A 15,249-nucleotide genomic window follows, 5' to 3' on the forward strand; every position below is an offset into this window, starting at 1 on the left:
CCCCCCCCCCCCCCCCCCCCCCTCCCCCCCCCCCCCCCCCCCCCCCCCCCCCCCCCCCCCCCCCCCCCCCCGCCCCCCCCCCGCCAGCAGCCCGAGCGCGTCCGGCCCGCGCCGCGCTCGCGCGGCGCCTTGATCTAGAAGAGATCAATTCGGCAGACCCGTGTACCCGCGGACAGGTCCAAGGAGAGCACGCAGCTGTCCTAGTCGAGTGATATACCGCAAACGAGGGTTAGTACCACGGGGGCGAATGTGGCTCGCAGCGCTGCTCAAAGGTCCCATTGGTCGTGTGAGCCCAATGGGAGTCCGACCGGTTGCTGTAGCCCTGCCGTACCACTTCGCAGCGATGACCCGACTGCATGAGTGCCTGGACCAACCCCGCACGGGAAGTCTTTGCCGCCGCTGCCCAATGACACAGGCCGCTCCCGCGCTTAGGCTCAGGCCGTGACGAGTCACGTGTCTGATCCTCGTGTACGAGTGTGGAACCGCCTTTTCGCTACCGCAAGTTCCTTGTTTGTCGAGCGACTCGACATATCAGAGTCGGAGGCCTTCGCCGACCAAACCATCCTATTGGATAGGGCGACCGTTCTAGCCGGCAGTCATGGCGGCGGCAAGAGCTTACTCATCTCTCTACTAGAGGCGGTCTTCGGCAACTCAACACGAGTGCCACCATTCGTCGGCAACGAGACGCATGGCGATCGGGGCGTCGAGTGGGCCACGGGCAAGGTGAATGTAACGGTGCGGCGTGGAACGGAACGTCTTACCCGCCTCGTCGATTTGTCAGATAGAACAGATGAACGATTGGAAATTTGGCGTGACACGTTCGCCGCAGACCGCTGGACCGAGCGTGTCTGCGCAACTGAACTTGCTAGCGACTTTAACTGGTACTTCCAACAACTTGATCCGGATAGATTCGAGGAGGAGCGAAAGTACTCGCCCAAAGAGCTTTCAGCGATCCGAAACATTCTCGGCCGAAACTATTCTTCGGCAACAGTGCGCACCGTGGTCCTTGATGAGATCCTTGATCAAAACGGGGATCGGGATGCCTGGTTCGCTCCGTACGTAGTTGCGGACGAGAACGGCAGGCATGTCACAAGCACAGCTATGAGCTTAGGTGAGACTTGGGTTCATCAAGCAATCTGGGAGATCGCCCAACTCGAGCCAGGATGCCTGCTGGCAGTAGATGAGCCGGAGTCCTTCCTTGCCACGAAGGGGCATCGCCCGTTCATTGATGAGATTGCTAGAAGATCTCTAGAACTGGACCTCCAGTTGGTTGTGGCAACGCACTCGCCGGAGGTGCTGGCCAGATTTCCTATCGAGAACATCCGTATGTGCATCCGAGAAGCAGGCGACGGAAGAGTACGCATCATCCAACCTGAATCTTTAACGCAAATTCGTAACGCCGCGGGAATCCAAAGCGCGCTGAAGCGGATAATTCTGGTAGAGGACTCTTTCGCCGCGACGGTACTGAGCGTGATTTTGAGTTGGGCGAATAAGGACTACTCAGGAACCGAGATTGTCCCCGCTGGCGGATGCAGTAAGGCCGTCGCGGCAACCAAAGCACTTAGCAACACCACTCGAATTAGATGCCTTGCAGTACTTGACGCCGACCAACACAAAGAATGCGACGGTAAGACTATCTTCAAACTTCCCGGCAAGTACGATCCAGAACGAGAAATCCTGGACTTCGCTGCCGGGAATCCAGCCATTATCGCGTCTGACATCGATCGCTCGACTGATACCGTGAGATCCGCGCTGGAAGCTTGTCAGTATCTCGACCATCAGTATCAAATCGAAAGTTTCGCCGACCATTTGGGCGTTGAGGTCAGCTATGCGACCAATTTGCTTATCCGAGGCTGGCTAACACAGCCGCACATCACCGTGGAAGCAACCGCGCTGTGTGAGGCGCTCACGGCCTAGCCCGTCCGCCTCGGCCCGACCGGTGGCTGTTATCCCTCAGCGACGAGGGTGAGGATGGTGCTGATCAGGCTGGCGTTCGCTGCGATGGTTGCCTTCGATTCGAAGGTGTGCGGTGATCCGTCCTGATCTAAGACCACCGCCCCGGCTTCCCGGGCGATGATGACCCCGGCCGCGGTGTCCCACGGCTTGTTGCCGAGCATGACCACGGCGTCGACATGCCCGGAAGCAAGCCATGCCAGGTCGATTGCGGCTGAGCCATGCATGCGGATGCGCTGTACTTCGGCGCCGAGTCGTTGGGTAAGAGCGAACCGAAATCGGTTCTTCTCCTCCGCGCCCATACCCACCGCGTAGTCGCCGAGGGCAACGACGGCGTCACCAACCTGTCCCGTTCTGCTGGCGCCAATGTGTTCGCCGTTCGCATGAGCACCGGCGCCCTCTGCGGCCGAATATCGAGCGGCAAGGAACGGCAGGTCGATCACGCCGAGGACCGACCGGTTCTCGGTGATCAGGCCCAGCGATATCGCACACAGCGGAGATCCGTGCACGAAGTTGACGGTCCCGTCGACCGGGTCGAGCGCCCACATCAAGCCGTCCGTGGTCCCGCTCGTGCCGTTCTCCTCGCCGAGGAAGCCGATCTCCGGGGTCTGCTCCGCCAGGAAAGCGCGAACTTGTTCTTCGATGGCGTAGTCGACTTCGGAGGCCATGTCGCGGTCGCCCTTGGCGGTGAGGACGCCCGGCTGCATGGTGCGCATGATGCGCTGGGCAAGGTCGACGGCCTGGTGGGCGATGGGAAGTAGGTCGGCGTAGTCGGTCATCGGGGCTGGCCACCGCTCCAAAGTTCGTCGAAGGTGCGCTCGAACACGTGGTACAGCCCGGCGGCCGGCCATCGCTTCTTGATCACCATCGTGGGGGACTCGACGCCTCGCGCGTGCGGTAGGTAGTGCTGAGCGATGCAGAGCGAGTCATTGATCAAGGTGATGTTGACACGGATCGTCTGGTCGTAGGTAGCAACCTCGATCCGGTCCCGGATGTCGGCGGGGAGCCTGTCTCGTACGCGGAGGACGCCTTGCAGGTTGAGACTGGTGAGGGCACCGAGGGTGCCCGCGGTCATGTCTTCTTCGATCTCGCGGTGGCGGATGGCAGCCCCGGCCGGGTCGAGGAAGAGCAGGCGGAGGCGGGCGCCGTCCTGGACGAGCTGGGCGAGGTGGCTGTCGGCGTACTGCTGGCAGATCAAGTTGAGTGAGAGGCCGACCGCCCGGATGTCGGTGGCGCAGTCGAACAGCGCGTGCGGTGGCATCTTCGACGTGAACTCTGACCGGCTGGGGTAGACCGCCTCCACGTCGGCGAACCGCTCGACGAGGGCTTCCTCCGCGACGGCCTGGACGTTCGGGGCGGCTATCACGTCACTGGATGGGGTCGTGGCCGCGCCGATGCCGTGACTGCGGTCGCCGAGCAGCAACACCACGCGGGCGTCGGTCGGCATGCACAGGCCGGTGGAGATGCGGGTCAGTACGTCGATGCTGCTGACTCTGCGGCTGCCGCCGAGGATCTCGCTGACCTGGGCCTGGCTGAGGCCGATGGCGACACCGAGATGGGTTTGGCTGACCCGGGTCTCACGCTGGATCAGCCGGAAGACCTGGGCGACGTCGCGGGCCGCCAGGGCGTCGAGCATCGCGTCCGTCTCCCAAAGGTGCTCGGGTACGGAGAACGTCGGTGCTGTGCGTGTGCTCACGGGCGGGCCTCCCCAGGTCGCTCCCGGCATATCCGCATTCCGGATAGCGGCCTGCGGCCTGGTATCCGGTTGCCGGATAGAAGTTACTCCCTTATGGACTACCGCGTGTGATGGGTTGAGCCGCGGTCGGCGACCACGATCAGGACATGGCGAATTCCTCGGGGGTGTGTCAGTCCTGCGAAGGGCGGGGCTGGCGGCTGGCTTCACGACGCCGAGCGGCGCGGACGTACGAGTTCGTTGTCCGGCTCGTGCGGCGTGCTTGCCCGGACTGTTCTCCCACCCGGTCGCGGGCATCCTGAGAAATCCCCACACTCCCGCGCCCTGTCAGCGCGGCCCCGGTCAGTGGACCGGGCGCGGGCCTAAACCTTGGGGGTTCAGTGGTGATGCAGACGAGCAACAAGGCGGCCGGCCGGGCCGGGGTGGTCAAAGCAGCGTTTCCCGAGTTGGTCACGCTGGTCCGATCGACCTTCGGCGGTCACATGGTCATGTATCACGGTGCCCTAGTCGGCTGGCTCCAGCACGACGGTGACCAGTGGAACGCGTACGCCCCGGCACGGCCGCCGGCCGCCGGTAGGCATCTGGGCACCTTCGATCGCGGCGACCGGGCCGTCTGTCGGATCCTGACCACGGCCGGATTCCACCCCGTCTTGGACGTGTGACATGGCGACGCCGACGACAGAGACCGCCGAGCATGTGCCGGTGCGGCCCTCGTGGGACTGCCGAGTCTGTCCCGAACCGTGGCCGTGTGCTTCGGCCCGCGCGACGCTGCTCGACGAGTACCGCGCGTTCCCTTCTGTGCTGCTGATCTATCTCACGTCGCAGATGTGGGACGCGATCGACGACGCGCTGGCACAGGGACAGCCTGAGCTGCGGAACTTCCACGAGCGGTTCATCTCCTGGGCGCGCCGTGACCGGCGAGCGTCGGATGGCGGTCTCTCGGCGTAGTTCCGCCCGCGCCGTCTTTGCTTTAAGGTGTTGACAAGTCAAGTTGTTGTCTCATCGAGCAGGCGGAGAACCGGATGGCCATCAACGTGCCACCGCCGAAGTACGCGGTAGTCGTCAACGCTGTACAGCAGCGCATCGAGGACGGCACCTACGCGCCCGGCGCCAACATCCCCAGCGAGACACAACTGATGGCCGAGTTCGACACCTCGCGCCCCACGATCGTCCGCGCCCTCGGCATCCTCCAGCAGGACGGCTGGATCGAATCGCAGCAGGGCAAGGGCCGCTTCGTCAAAGGCCGGCCAACCCCCGCCGCGCAAATGCCCCCCGACCGGGCACTTAAACTTCTCGACCAGGGCGAAGACGCCGAGGTGACCCTGCTCCGGGTCGGCGCGGTCATGGCACCAAACCGCGCGGCGGCGGCCCTCGACCTGGATTCGGATACCCCGGTCATCCTGCGGCGCCGCCTCGTGACCGCCGAGGTCGGCCCGGTCGAGCTGAGCGCAATCTACGTCCCGGTCGAGCTTTCAGCGGGCACCGACATCGGCCGGAAGGTCGCCCTGCCCGATGGCGTGCTGCGGCACCTGGCCGACCGCAAGGACGTCGACTTCGACCACGCCACCGAACGCATCTCGGCGCGACTCCCAACCGCCGAGGAAGCTCAACTGCTCAAAATCACCGAACAGGACGCCGTGCTGACGCTCCTCGTCACGGTCTTCGACCGGGCTGGGCAACCCCAATTCGCGGTCGACGCCGTGGTCCCCGCCAACCGACACGAAATCGAAGGCACCTTTGTACTGTCCTGACTTGATCACCAACTGTAGCCAACGGCGGTGTACCGAAGTGCTCTCTTGCCGATGACGGCAAATTAGGGAATATCGCTTAGGCACGAACGGAGCGACACGAATCCCGGTACACAATTATGGCTTGAATTGACTAACGCAGTCAGACAGCCATATGGAGACCCACTAATACTCTCGGGGAGTTCGAACTGCACCGGCCGCTTCTCCTCGGCGTGGCTAGGACGTCAGTCCAAGCCCGGCCGCAGCCAGCATTAGTAAATGGCCGACTTTCCGGGCAGACAACTCGCGATGCTAATCGCTATCTTCGTCGCCACTTCCTGCGCCGACCAGGCCTAGCCTTAACTCCAGTTGTTTTCCTTCTCCAGGCACAACAATGGTTTCGAACTCGCCCTCGGCCGACGGCCTCGAAGTTGCGCGAGGGCCGGGAACTGTGACGATGCACGGACCCAGGTCGAGTTGGTGACCAAACACTTCGATGATGTAGCCCGACTCAGACCCGACGGACAAGGAAGACCCCGATCCGGCCAAAATCGCCTTTTCCAAACTGTTGTCTCTCGAAGTGAAGGTGATTGGCCCACGTCCGATACTGATAGCTTCGCCGTCAAGGAGCCTCACCCCACAGTCGACCTGAACAAGGTCCTCCACGTTCCAAGTAAACGGCATCGGGAATGCATTTCCCGTCACGACCTGAAGGCGGTCAAGGTCTGCAACGATCCGCAACTGTTCCTCTGAAACTGCAACGCCTTCGGGTAGGTCAACGGGCCCAGCCTTAATCCTGGTTTCGCCGACTTCGAGGGTGAGGGTGTTGGGTGGCGATGCGTGCCGCAGAAAGCGGAGAACGGGCAAGGCGATGGTAGGCAACAGAGATTTACTCCACGAGGTAGACAGGCTCAACGTGAACTCTGACAATTCAGGGATCAGCCGCACCCGGACCTCGATGACTCCGGTCAAGTCCCTACCGCGCAAAGTGAGACCCCGTTGACCGGAGACGCGACTGACCAGGCGCGCCGGAAGCGCGGCAACCTGTCGGCCCGCTGGGTTCTGGATCAGAAGACGCACCCCGATGTCTAGCGGCTCAGGATTAGCCGGTCCGAAGACGAGATGAGCATTTTCCCACTCTCCACCAAACCCCGGCGGTCCCGTCATAACGACCTTGCCTACTGCCTCGCTCGGCAACTCGATTCGATCCCCCCAGTCCATCGCCAACTGAAACCTTTCGATGAGACCGGTATCGGCAGCGCCGGTGGCAAACGAGAAACCGAATGTACGAGGGCTGTCCCTATCGGCACCAACGTATTTTGGAACGAGGGCCGTCTCGACGATCACTCCGCCTCGGACAGTGAAGTCGACGCGGTAGAACGGGTTGGAGTCGTTGATCTTTGCGGCAAGATTCTCGATCCGCGGGAGGGCTGCGGGCAGCCCGTCGACGAGGGCGTCCTGCTCCTGGCGGAGTTCACGAAGCAATGCTACGTATTCATCATTGGCACCCATGAAGTGCCGGACGATGGCCGGTCGCTCGGCTAGTTGCGAGTCCAACCAGTCACCTCCCTTCCACGTCAGTGGAAAGGGGTAGTCGCCCTGAAGGCCTTCGAACCAGGAACGTTCAGTGGGATTGGCCATCATGGGAGTCACAAGCGTCCAACTGACGGGATTCAGGGAGGCAGCCGCTGCCAAGCTTTTGGTGATCTGATCCTTACGCCCTCTCGCCTCATTCAGACGTCGCGGAAAGAATTTTGACTGCCAGACGTGAAGCCCTTCGGCGTCGCGGAACTGGTGGTCGCGGCCGCCGTCTCCGCCCGCTCCGTCAATCCTTTCGGACTCGGGATTTATGCTGCTCAGAAGCACGCTTACGATCTTCTCGAAGCGGTCACCGGATCCGACTGCCGTCCAGTCGATGCCGTCACGCATGAAGGCCCCTACCAATCTGAGCGGCATCGCCCTGAGCCCAGCCGCAAGATGGTCAACACTGCCATCTTCGTCGACACCATCGCTACTGCGGGGCGTGCCTACCTGCCTCCGAGAAGCTCTCGTGCCGCCGATAACGCCCGCGGCCTCGAAGTAATCCGGGTGCCGGGCGGGGTGGTCTCCGCGATACTGCGGCGGGCCGGTGGCAGAGCCGGGCTATTGCAGCGTCGATGAGTTGACAGCCGGTACGCACGGCGGTTCAGCGACGCGTGGGGCCACTGGCGTGCCATGCCCCACCAGGGGTTCGAATCCCCTCCGGCCCGCGACGCATCCTCACGAGCCGTGATGACTGTAGTTCGCCCATAGTGGTAATCACTCGGCGCAATCGACCGCCCCCTGACGCCCACGAGTGGCCGGCCCTGCCTGGGCGCCGGATGCCGTGCGGTGCTCGACGGATCCAGGATCTTTCTTCATCGATGCCCTTGACGATTGGCCGTGGCGAGCTAACTCGCCTCAACATAACAAGTCAAGTTGTCGACTTGATCCGGACGGGGTCGACGGCTACGGGAGGGGGATCCAGTAGTGGCGGAGGTGGCCGTCGTCGGTGGTGAGGGTGCCGCCGTTGCGTTCGATGGTGCGGGCTGAGGCGGTGTTGGCGGTGAGGCAGAGCAGCAGGACGCGGTCGAGGCCGAGGTTCTTGGCGAGGGTGAGGGTTTCGGCGAGGGCCCAGGTGGCGAGTCCGCGGCCGCGGGCGGCGGGGCGTACGCCGTACCCGATGTGTCCGGTTTTGGGGTTGTGGCGGTGTTGCAGGGTGATGGCGCCGAGGAGGTGGCCGTCTTCGACGATCCAGCGTGGGGTGCTGTCCGGCTGGTGGGTGATGCGGTGGATCCAGGTGGTGAAGCCGCCGGGGGTGTCGACGTCGTCGGTGGCGGTGATGCCGAAGCCGTCTTCGTGTAGGCCGGGTCCCCAGTCGTGGCGGCAGTCGAGGAAGGCGGCGTGCATCCGGGTGGTGGGGGCGATGAGCGAGGGCATGCGGGCCAGTCAATCGCATCGGCGCCGCGGCGGAGGTCGCCGGCCTGCCGGATCAGGTGGTGAGTGAGGCCAGTGGCCTGCCTGGTCAGGGGTGGCGGTCGGGTCGGCGGCGAGCCAGGTCGGTGGCCTGCCTGGTCAGGGGTGGCGGTCGGGTCGGTGGTGAGTCAGGTCGGTGGCCTGTCTGGTGAGGTAGCGGTGTTGGGCGGGGTCGGTGGTGAGTGCGGCGGCGCGCTGGTAGGCGGTGGCGGCTTCGGTGTGGTGGCCGAGTTGTCGTAGCAGGTGGGCGCGGGTGGCGTGGTAGACGTGGTAGCGGTCGAGGGCGGGGAGGGCGTCGAGGCCGGCGCGGGGTCCGTGGACTTCGGCGACGGCGATGGCGCGGTGGAGGGCGACGACCGGTGTGGGGGTGAGGGTGTGCAGGTGGTCGTAGAGGGCGAGGATCTGTGGCCAGTCGGTGGGGGTGCCGGTGTGGACGGCGTTGATGGCTGCCTGGAGTTGGTAGGGGCCGGGCCGGTCGCGGCGTAGGCAGGTGCGGACGAGCCGGAGCCCTTCGTCGATCATGGCGGGATTCCAGCGGGTGCGGTCCTGGTCGGCCAGCAGGATGAGGTCGCCGGTTTCGGTGGTGCGGGCGGGGCGGCGGGTTTCGGTGAGCAGCATGAGGGCGAGCAGGCCGGTGGCTTCGGGTTCGTCGGGCATGAGGTCGGCGAGGATGCGGGTCAGGCGGATCGCTTCGGTCGCGGTGCGTTCCTCGTTGAAGATCAAGTACAGGGTGAGGAGTACGGCGGGCAGGCGCGCGGGCAGGTCGGCGTCTTCGGGGACGCGGTAGGGGATGCCGGCGTCGCGGATTTTGGCTTTGGCGCGGGTGAGGCGCTGGGCCATGGTGGTTTCCGGGACGAGGAAGGCGCGGGCGATCTCGGGTGTGGTGAGGCCGCCGAGCAGTCGCAGGGTGAGGGCGATGCGGGCGGCCGGGGCGAGGGCCGGGTGGCAGCAGGTGAAGATGAGCCGGAGCCGGTCGTCGGGTACGGCGGTGTCGTCTGTGGGTTCGGTGGGCCACCGTTGGTGGGCCTGGGCGTGTTTGTGGTGGCGGGTGGCGTCGCGGCGGAGCCGGTCGATGGCGTGGTGGCGGGCGGTGGTGATGATCCAGCCGGCGGGGCGGGGTGGGATGCCGGTGCGGGGCCAGGTGTGCAGGGCGGTGGTGAAGGCGTCTTGGACGGCGTCTTCGGCGAGGTCGATGTCGCCGAAGGTGCGGATGAGGACGGACACGGCCCGGCCGTACTCGGTGTGGAAGATGGTTTCGAGGGTGTCGGTCATGGCCGTGTCCGCCGGGGTTCAGCCGGTGAAGGCGATGGGGCGGACCTCGATGGGCAGGCCGGTGATGCGGGCCATGCGGGCGGCCCAGGCGAGGGCGGCGTCGAGGTCGGGGGCGTTGATGGCGGTGAAGCCGCCGAGGTGTTCCTTGCCTTCGGCGTAGGGGCCGTCGGTGAGCAGGGGTTCGCCGTTGTTGTCGCGGACGACGGTGGCGGTGGCGGTGGGGTGCAGGGCGGTGGTGTAGAGCCAGGCGCCGGTGGCTTTCATCTCGTCGTTGAGGTCGGCGAGTTCTTTCATGACCGGTTCGAGGGCTTCGGGTGGGGGCGGGTCGCCGACGGGCTGGTACATGGCGAGCAGGTATTGGCGCATGGTGTGGCTCCTCGTCGTGTGCGGGGCTCTTTCGTGGTCTACACGAACGGGCTGGGCCGGATACGACATCGGGCCGGGTTTTCGGGGAGAAAAAACGGGGCCGCGCGGATGCGCGGCCCCGTTTTGCGGGGTGGTCAGGCCAGGGTGATCTGGACGTCGACGTTGCCGCGGGTGGCGTTGGAGTAGGGGCAGAGCTGGTGGGCGGCGTCGAGCAGGCTCTTGGCGGTGGTCTCGTCGAGGCCGGGGAGTTCGGCTTCGATGGCGGCGGTGAGGCCGAAGCCGCCGGTGGGCAGGGGGCCGATGCCGACGTCGACGGTGATGGCGGTGTCGGTGAGGGTGATCTTCTGGTTGGCGGCGACGCGTTTGAGGGCGCTGTGGAAGCAGGCGGCGTAGCCGGCGGCGAAGAGCTGCTCGGGGTTGGTGAGCTGGCCGCCGGGGCCGCCGAGCTCCTTCGGGACGGCGAGGTCGAGGTCGAGGACGCCGTCGCTGGAGCGGACGTGGCCGCTGCGGCCGTCACCGGTCGCGGTGGCGGAGGCGGTGTAGAGGGCGGTCATGGGTGGCCTTTCTCAAGGGGTGGCCCGGCCGCGGGCGCGGCTGAGCAGGTGGTGCAGTTGGGTGAGCTCGTCGAGGGTGAGCCCGGTGGCGCAGACGAGTTGCTGGGTGAGGTCGCCGACGGCTTGCTGGAGGGCGAGGCCGGTGGCGGTGGGGTGGATGACGACGGTGCGTTCGTCGTGGGTGCCGCGTTCGCGGCGGATGTGGCCCTGGGTTTCGAGGCGTTTGAGTAGTGGCGAGAGGGTGCCGCTGTCCAGGCGCAGGGTGCGGCCGAGGTCACGCACCGTGGTGGGGCCGTCGTGCCAGAGCACGCGCAGGACGAGGTATTGGGGGTAGGTGAGGCCGTGCGGGTCGAGGTGGGGTCGGTAGAGGGCGGTCATGGCGCGGCTGGCCGCGTAGAGCTGGAAGCAGATCATCTGGTCCAGGGCGGTGCTCTCACGCATGCCGTGAACAGTAGTGCCCAACTTAGTTGTGCACAACCGAATGGTGCCGACGGTCACCACCGTGTGTGATCATGCGGCCATGTCGTCCATCCGCTTCCTCACCCTCTCCCCCACCGTGCTGACCGCACTGGTGGCCGGAGACCTCGACGCCGCCAGCGCGGCGGCCGGTCACCCGCTGAGCCAGTACCTCGTCGAGGAGAGCTGGCTCTGGGAGGTCCGTCTCGACGACATCGCCCGTGATCCGGAGGCCGCCGAGTGGATCGCCCGCGCCGCCGTCGCCGAACCCGAGGGCATCGTCGTCGGGCACGGCGGGTTCCACGGGCCACCCGACGCCGACGGGGTGGTCGAGGTCGCGTACTCGGTCGACCCGGCCCACCGGCGGCGCGGGTACGCGAAAGCCATGCTCGCCGCGCTGCTGGCCCGCGCCGACGAGGACCCGCGGGTCACCGCGGTCCGGGCCAGCATCCGGCCGGACAACGTCGGCTCCCGGGCGGTGATCGCCGGATTCGGCTTCCGCAAGATCGGTGAGCAGTGGGACCCGGAGGACGGTCTCGAAGACGTCTGGCTGCGCCCGGCGGCCTGAAGCGCCGCCGGGGCCGTCCGCACCTGATCAGTGCGGCGGCCCCGGCGGGTGGATCCGGCTCACGCGGCGGCGGCCAGGCGCTGCCCGTGGACGTCGGTGGCCGACAGCCGGGTGCTCATCGTGCTGCGCGCGGCGATCTGCGCGACGTAGCCGGCCCGGCGCCGGGCCGCGCAGCCGTCCTTGCCGGCCGGGGCGTCCTTCTGCTCCATGTGCCGGGTCAGGCCGTCGCGCAGCAGCGCCAGCGCCTCGGTGCGCAGCTGCGACACCCGCGACTCGGTCACGCCCAGGCCGGCGGCGACCTCCGCCAGCGGCCGTTCCTGCAGGAACGTCGCCTCCACCACGCGCCGCAGCCGCTCCGGCAGGACCGCGACCGCGTCGTGCAGGTAGCCCAGCCGCTCCCGGTGCAGCAGCAGTTCCTCCGGGTTCATCGAGGTCTCGGTGACCATGTCGTCGGCGCCGGCGGTGAAGCCCTGCAGTGACAGCACGGCGGCGCGCTGCACGTCGTCGTCGACGCCGGCCAGTTCGCCGACCGCGACACCGAGCAGCTCGGCCAGTTCCTCCGGCGTCGGGGTGCGGCCCAGCTGGCGGGTCAGTTCCTCGCGGGCCACGTCGGCGCGGCGGGCCCGGGCCCGGACCGACCGGCTGGCCCAGTCCATGCTGCGCAGTTCGTCGAGCAGGGCGCCGCGGACCCGGACCGCCGCGAACCGGCCGAACGGGATGCCGCGCTCGGCGTCGTACGCCTGGGCGGCGGTGACCAGCGCGGCGTAGCCGGCTGAGGCGAGATCGTCGCGGTGCACGTGCGGCGGCACCTTGAACAGCATCTCGCGGACCATGTGACCGACCAGCGCCATGTTGTCGCGGATGAGCTGCTCCTGGTCGCGGGTGACGGACTTCGGCTGGGCGGTGGCGGTCATTTCGGTTCCCCCTGTGTCGGCTGACTGGCTGACAGGAGGAACTTTTCGTTGCTACGGGTGCAGCCCGCGGGCGCTTTCGGTTGCCGCTCGGGTGCACCGGCTTTTTCTTCTCAAGTCGGGGATCGTGCCGCTGTCAGCGGTCGGCGGCCGCTCCCGAGGGCTCCTCGGGGCCGGCGATCACGACCTGCTCGACGGCGGCCTTGAACAGGTCGAGGGGGCCGCCCTCGGGTTCCTGCTCCTCGAGCAGGGCGAGCAGCAGGTGGCCGGTGCCGACGCGGTCGTGGCCCAGCCGCAGCGCCTCGCGGAAGGTGAGTTCCAGGGCCTTGCGGGCGCGGATGTCGAACGGGATCAGCGGCCGCGGTTCGGCTTCGCCGGCCGGCAGGACGGCGACGACCGCGGAACGGACCTCGTCGAGGCTGCGGCCCTGAGCGGTGACGGCCTGTACGGCGAGGGAGTCCGGCTGGTCGAGCACCCCGAGCACGAGATGCCCGGGGCTGATCTCCGGGTGGCGCAGCCGGGCGGCGTGGGCCATCGAGGCGACCACCGCGGCGCGGGCGGGATCGGTGTAGCGGTGGAAGCCGGCGGACGGGTCGGGGCCGTCCTTGGGTGGCACGAACCGTTTCTGTGCGGCCTGTTTGCTGACGCCGAGGCTGCGGCCGATCTCGGTCCAGGAGGCGCCGGAGCGGCGGGCCTGGTCGACGAAGTGGCCGATCAGGTGGTCGGACAGCTCGCCGAGGTAGTCGCCGAGCACGACGGCGCCGGCGAGACGGTCGAGGGGGCCGTCCGGGTGGTTGGTGGTGATCGCATTGATCAGGTCGTCAAGACGCACTGTCTCCATGCCGTCAACCTTAGGTTGACGGCATGGAGAGCGTCAACTCAAAGTTGACGCTGGCGGCCGCGTTTACCAAGCGGGATCTCCGACATGTCGACGGTCTGCGAGGTGATCCGCTTGAAGCCGTACCCGCGTTCGGTCATCCACGCCGCCGCCTTGGCCTCGGCCCGCGCCGTCACCTTCGGGATCTCCCGCTCGTCGTCGACCCGCTCAGCGAACCGGAAGCAGAAGAACGGCCGCGCGGCCAGGTCGTAGGTGAGATGACCCTGCTCGGTGTACTCCACGGCGAGGATGTCGGCGTGCCGGTCACCGGCGGCGATCAGCTCGGCTCGCTGGGCGTCGGACAGGTTGTCGAAGGATCCGCGAACGGTGACGCGGATCGTGCGGCTGGTGCTCATCGCGCCAGTATCGGCCTCACCGGCCCGGCGCTCGAACGAATTCCCGGGCCCCGCGCAACCGCACCCTCAACAGCTTCTGCGCGCGCCCGGTGACCAGCCGCAGGTCGGCGGGCCGCCGCAGGCCCAGCTCGGCGATCCGCGCCGCCGGGATCGCGGCCGGATCCAGGCCGTCGCGCCGCGCCACCAGCACCCCCAGGTCGTAGCGGCTGATCGCATCGGCGCCGGCCACGTTGAGCACCCCGGGGTAGTCGCCGGCCGCCAGCTCCAGCAGCGCATCGGCCAGATCGTCGACGTGCACCGGCTTACGGATCTCGTCGGTGAACAGCGCGCCCGCCACCCGGCCCGCGATCAGATCGTGGGTCAGGACCTCGTGGGCGCCCCGCCCGTCACCCAGGATGAGCGAGGTACGCACGATCGCCGCCCCCGGGTCGATGGCCCGCACCGCCGTCTCGGCCGCCGCCTTGGCCGCCCCGTACGCGTACACCGGATCGGGCACCGCGTCCTCGTCGTACTCCCCCAGCCGGCCGGAGAAGATCGCGTCACTGGAGACGTGCACCAGCCGGATCCCGGCCGCGGCCAGCGCCACATGGGCGGCGCCGTCGGCGGTGGCCGGCCAGTCGCCGCGGTCCCGGCCGGCCGCGGTGTGCACGATCGCGCCGGGGCGCACCCGCGCCACCACCCGCCGCACGTCGGCGAGATCCCGGATGTCCAGGCGCACCGGCGACGCCGTCAGCGACGCGCCGACCGCCTCGAACCCGGCCGTCGCCGCCCGCGCCATCACCCGCCGGCCCAGCGAACCGGTGGCGCCGGTCACCAGCAGCCGCCGGGTCACGCCGCCACCCGGGTACGCACCGGCACGTCCCGCAGCACCGCCCACAGCAGCGCCCACCCGGCCGCCACCGCCACCACCGTGACCACGGCGATCTCCGGCGCGCTGGTCAGCCCCCAGCGGGTGAACGGCAGACTGACGAAACCGTTGGCTCCCCCGCTGACACTCAGCAGCGCCGCGGCCGGCACCAGCGCCAGCAGGCCGCCGCCCTCGTCGCGGTAGAAGGCGCCACCGACCAGCGCGCCGGTCATCATCCACACCGCCAGCATGCTCGCGTACGCCAGCAGGATCATCGGGTGGTCGCCGGCCTCGAACACCCGCTGATCCTGCAACGTGCGGGTCCAGCCGGCCGCGCGGTAGACCACCGCCTCCACCGCGTACGCGCCGGTGACCAGCACGGCCAGCAGACCCACCGTCACCAGCTGGAAGACCGGGTGCTGCACCAGGAACTCCCGGCGGGTGCGGCCGTGGGTGAGCACCGTCGACAGCAGAGCGGCCGCACTGTAGCCGTAACCGGCCGCCAGCCACGGCAGCACCTGGCCGGTGATGTCCACCGCCGACACGGTGACCTCGGTGAACAACGCGGCCACCGCCACGATCACGGCCACCAGCAGGTAGACGGCGAGCAGGAAGCCCACCAGCACGACGGTGTGGCTGGACAGCAGATACCGCAGGATCGGCCAGCGGTTCACT

Annotated in this window: 18 protein-coding genes and 1 tRNA gene; 6 read left to right on the forward strand and 13 right to left on the reverse strand. The window is 67.3% G+C overall.

All coding sequences use genetic code 11. The features are described 5' to 3' along the window. Window positions 1–441: 441 nt before the first annotated feature. Entirely contained in the window at window positions 442–1,917 is a 1,476-nt protein-coding gene (locus J5X75_RS29755; RefSeq protein WP_208470846.1) for an ATP-dependent nuclease, read from the forward strand. A 29-nt stretch (window positions 1,918–1,946) separates the two neighbouring features. Here the strand turns inward: J5X75_RS29755 and J5X75_RS29760 are convergent, their stop codons facing one another. Further along, on the reverse strand, window positions 1,947–2,732 hold the full coding sequence (locus tag J5X75_RS29760; protein WP_208470847.1) for an inositol monophosphatase family protein: 786 nt from the start codon (window positions 2,730–2,732) through the stop codon (window positions 1,947–1,949). Further along, on the reverse strand, window positions 2,729–3,649 hold the full coding sequence (locus J5X75_RS29765) for a DUF5919 domain-containing protein (RefSeq protein ID WP_307798338.1): 921 nt from the start codon (window positions 3,647–3,649) through the stop codon (window positions 2,729–2,731). Before J5X75_RS29765 ends, J5X75_RS29760 begins: the two co-directional genes overlap by 4 nt. Window positions 3,650–4,032: 383 nt before the next feature. Here J5X75_RS29765 and J5X75_RS29770 point away from each other — a divergent pair, with 383 nt between their 5' ends. The 3 genes from J5X75_RS29770 (at window position 4,033) to J5X75_RS29780 (ending at window position 5,397) form a co-directional block, all read left to right on the forward strand. Further along, window positions 4,033–4,308 carry a hypothetical protein gene (locus J5X75_RS29770; RefSeq protein ID WP_208470849.1) on the forward strand — a complete coding sequence of 92 codons (276 nt, stop codon included), beginning with the start codon at window positions 4,033–4,035 and terminating at the stop codon, window positions 4,306–4,308. Between the two features lies 1 nt (window position 4,309). Further along, on the forward strand, window positions 4,310–4,594 hold the full coding sequence (locus J5X75_RS29775; protein ID WP_208470850.1) for a hypothetical protein: 285 nt from the start codon (window positions 4,310–4,312) through the stop codon (window positions 4,592–4,594). A 74-nt stretch (window positions 4,595–4,668) separates the two neighbouring features. Continuing rightward, a complete protein-coding gene (locus tag J5X75_RS29780; RefSeq protein WP_208470851.1) occupies window positions 4,669–5,397 on the forward strand; it encodes a GntR family transcriptional regulator in 729 nt (242 codons plus the stop codon). Window positions 5,398–5,685: 288 nt separating this feature from the next. Here the strand turns inward: J5X75_RS29780 and J5X75_RS29785 are convergent, their stop codons facing one another. Further along, complete coding sequence (locus J5X75_RS29785) at window positions 5,686–7,302, reverse strand: hypothetical protein (RefSeq protein WP_208470852.1); 1,617 nt, start codon at window positions 7,300–7,302, stop codon at window positions 5,686–5,688. Window positions 7,303–7,495: 193 nt separating this feature from the next. Here J5X75_RS29785 and J5X75_RS29790 point away from each other — a divergent pair. After that, window positions 7,496–7,622, forward strand: a tRNA-OTHER gene (locus J5X75_RS29790). 238 nt (window positions 7,623–7,860) lie between these two features. On the opposite strand, the gene J5X75_RS29795 is transcribed toward J5X75_RS29790, so the two are convergent. The 5 genes from J5X75_RS29795 to J5X75_RS29815 all read right to left on the reverse strand — a co-directional run bounded on the left by J5X75_RS29795 (window position 7,861) and on the right by J5X75_RS29815 (window position 11,000). Further along, the gene (locus J5X75_RS29795) at window positions 7,861–8,331 is read right to left on the reverse strand and encodes a GNAT family N-acetyltransferase (RefSeq protein WP_208470853.1); all 471 of its coding nucleotides are present in this window, start codon (window positions 8,329–8,331) and stop codon (window positions 7,861–7,863) included. Between the two features lie 135 nt (window positions 8,332–8,466). Beyond that, window positions 8,467–9,639, reverse strand: coding sequence for an RNA polymerase sigma factor (locus tag J5X75_RS29800; RefSeq protein WP_208470854.1), 1,173 nt, complete (start codon window positions 9,637–9,639; stop codon window positions 8,467–8,469). Window positions 9,640–9,657: 18 nt separating this feature from the next. Beyond that, window positions 9,658–10,005 (reverse strand): YciI family protein, encoded by a 348-nt coding sequence (locus tag J5X75_RS29805; protein WP_208470855.1) that lies wholly within the window; start codon window positions 10,003–10,005, stop codon window positions 9,658–9,660. A 134-nt stretch (window positions 10,006–10,139) separates the two neighbouring features. After that, window positions 10,140–10,559 carry an organic hydroperoxide resistance protein gene (locus J5X75_RS29810; protein WP_208470856.1) on the reverse strand — a complete coding sequence of 140 codons (420 nt, stop codon included), beginning with the start codon at window positions 10,557–10,559 and terminating at the stop codon, window positions 10,140–10,142. A 12-nt stretch (window positions 10,560–10,571) separates the two neighbouring features. Continuing rightward, window positions 10,572–11,000, reverse strand: coding sequence for a MarR family winged helix-turn-helix transcriptional regulator (locus tag J5X75_RS29815; RefSeq protein ID WP_208470857.1), 429 nt, complete (start codon window positions 10,998–11,000; stop codon window positions 10,572–10,574). Between the two features lie 79 nt (window positions 11,001–11,079). On the opposite strand from J5X75_RS29815, the gene J5X75_RS29820 reads away from it, so the two are divergent. Further along, complete coding sequence (locus J5X75_RS29820; RefSeq protein WP_208470858.1) at window positions 11,080–11,583, forward strand: GNAT family N-acetyltransferase; 504 nt, start codon at window positions 11,080–11,082, stop codon at window positions 11,581–11,583. 59 nt (window positions 11,584–11,642) lie between these two features. On the opposite strand, the gene J5X75_RS29825 is transcribed toward J5X75_RS29820, so the two are convergent. From J5X75_RS29825 to J5X75_RS29845, 5 genes are all read right to left on the reverse strand, one after another. Continuing rightward, window positions 11,643–12,497, reverse strand: a complete 855-nt coding sequence (locus J5X75_RS29825; protein WP_208470859.1) for a sigma-70 family RNA polymerase sigma factor — start codon at window positions 12,495–12,497, stop codon at window positions 11,643–11,645. A gap of 133 nt (window positions 12,498–12,630) precedes the next feature. Further along, window positions 12,631–13,335 (reverse strand): Clp protease N-terminal domain-containing protein, encoded by a 705-nt coding sequence (locus J5X75_RS29830; protein WP_208470860.1) that lies wholly within the window; start codon window positions 13,333–13,335, stop codon window positions 12,631–12,633. Window positions 13,336–13,373: 38 nt separating this feature from the next. After that, window positions 13,374–13,727, reverse strand: a complete 354-nt coding sequence (locus J5X75_RS29835; protein WP_208470861.1) for a DUF6204 family protein — start codon at window positions 13,725–13,727, stop codon at window positions 13,374–13,376. Window positions 13,728–13,743: 16 nt separating this feature from the next. Next, entirely contained in the window at window positions 13,744–14,559 is an 816-nt protein-coding gene (locus J5X75_RS29840) for a sugar nucleotide-binding protein (RefSeq protein ID WP_208470862.1), read from the reverse strand. Beyond that, entirely contained in the window at window positions 14,556–15,248 is a 693-nt protein-coding gene (locus tag J5X75_RS29845) for a hypothetical protein (protein ID WP_208470863.1), read from the reverse strand. Before J5X75_RS29845 ends, J5X75_RS29840 begins: the two co-directional genes overlap by 4 nt. Window position 15,249: the final 1 nt, after the last annotated feature.

The organism is Actinoplanes flavus (assembly GCF_017592555.1).
Lineage (GTDB): Bacteria > Actinomycetota > Actinomycetes > Mycobacteriales > Micromonosporaceae > Actinoplanes > Actinoplanes flavus.

Bases quoted from the DNA above. Each gene is read 5' to 3' on its own strand.
- J5X75_RS29760 (WP_208470847.1), bottom strand. From the start codon at position 2,732: ATGACCGACTACGCCGACCTACTTCCCATCGCCCACCAGGCCGTCGAC.
- J5X75_RS29770 (WP_208470849.1), top strand. From the start codon at position 4,033: ATGCAGACGAGCAACAAGGCGGCCGGCCGGGCCGGGGTGGTCAAAGCA.
- J5X75_RS29775 (WP_208470850.1), top strand. From the start codon at position 4,310: ATGGCGACGCCGACGACAGAGACCGCCGAGCATGTGCCGGTGCGGCCC.
- J5X75_RS29780 (WP_208470851.1), top strand. From the start codon at position 4,669: ATGGCCATCAACGTGCCACCGCCGAAGTACGCGGTAGTCGTCAACGCT.
- J5X75_RS29785 (WP_208470852.1), bottom strand. From the start codon at position 7,302: ATGCGTGACGGCATCGACTGGACGGCAGTCGGATCCGGTGACCGCTTC.
- J5X75_RS29795 (WP_208470853.1), bottom strand. From the start codon at position 8,331: ATGCCCTCGCTCATCGCCCCCACCACCCGGATGCACGCCGCCTTCCTC.
- J5X75_RS29800 (WP_208470854.1), bottom strand. From the start codon at position 9,639: ATGACCGACACCCTCGAAACCATCTTCCACACCGAGTACGGCCGGGCC.
- J5X75_RS29805 (WP_208470855.1), bottom strand. From the start codon at position 10,005: ATGCGCCAATACCTGCTCGCCATGTACCAGCCCGTCGGCGACCCGCCC.
- J5X75_RS29810 (WP_208470856.1), bottom strand. From the start codon at position 10,559: ATGACCGCCCTCTACACCGCCTCCGCCACCGCGACCGGTGACGGCCGC.
- J5X75_RS29815 (WP_208470857.1), bottom strand. From the start codon at position 11,000: ATGCGTGAGAGCACCGCCCTGGACCAGATGATCTGCTTCCAGCTCTAC.
- J5X75_RS29820 (WP_208470858.1), top strand. From the start codon at position 11,080: ATGTCGTCCATCCGCTTCCTCACCCTCTCCCCCACCGTGCTGACCGCA.
- J5X75_RS29825 (WP_208470859.1), bottom strand. From the start codon at position 12,497: ATGACCGCCACCGCCCAGCCGAAGTCCGTCACCCGCGACCAGGAGCAG.
- J5X75_RS29830 (WP_208470860.1), bottom strand. From the start codon at position 13,335: ATGGAGACAGTGCGTCTTGACGACCTGATCAATGCGATCACCACCAAC.
- J5X75_RS29835 (WP_208470861.1), bottom strand. From the start codon at position 13,727: ATGAGCACCAGCCGCACGATCCGCGTCACCGTTCGCGGATCCTTCGAC.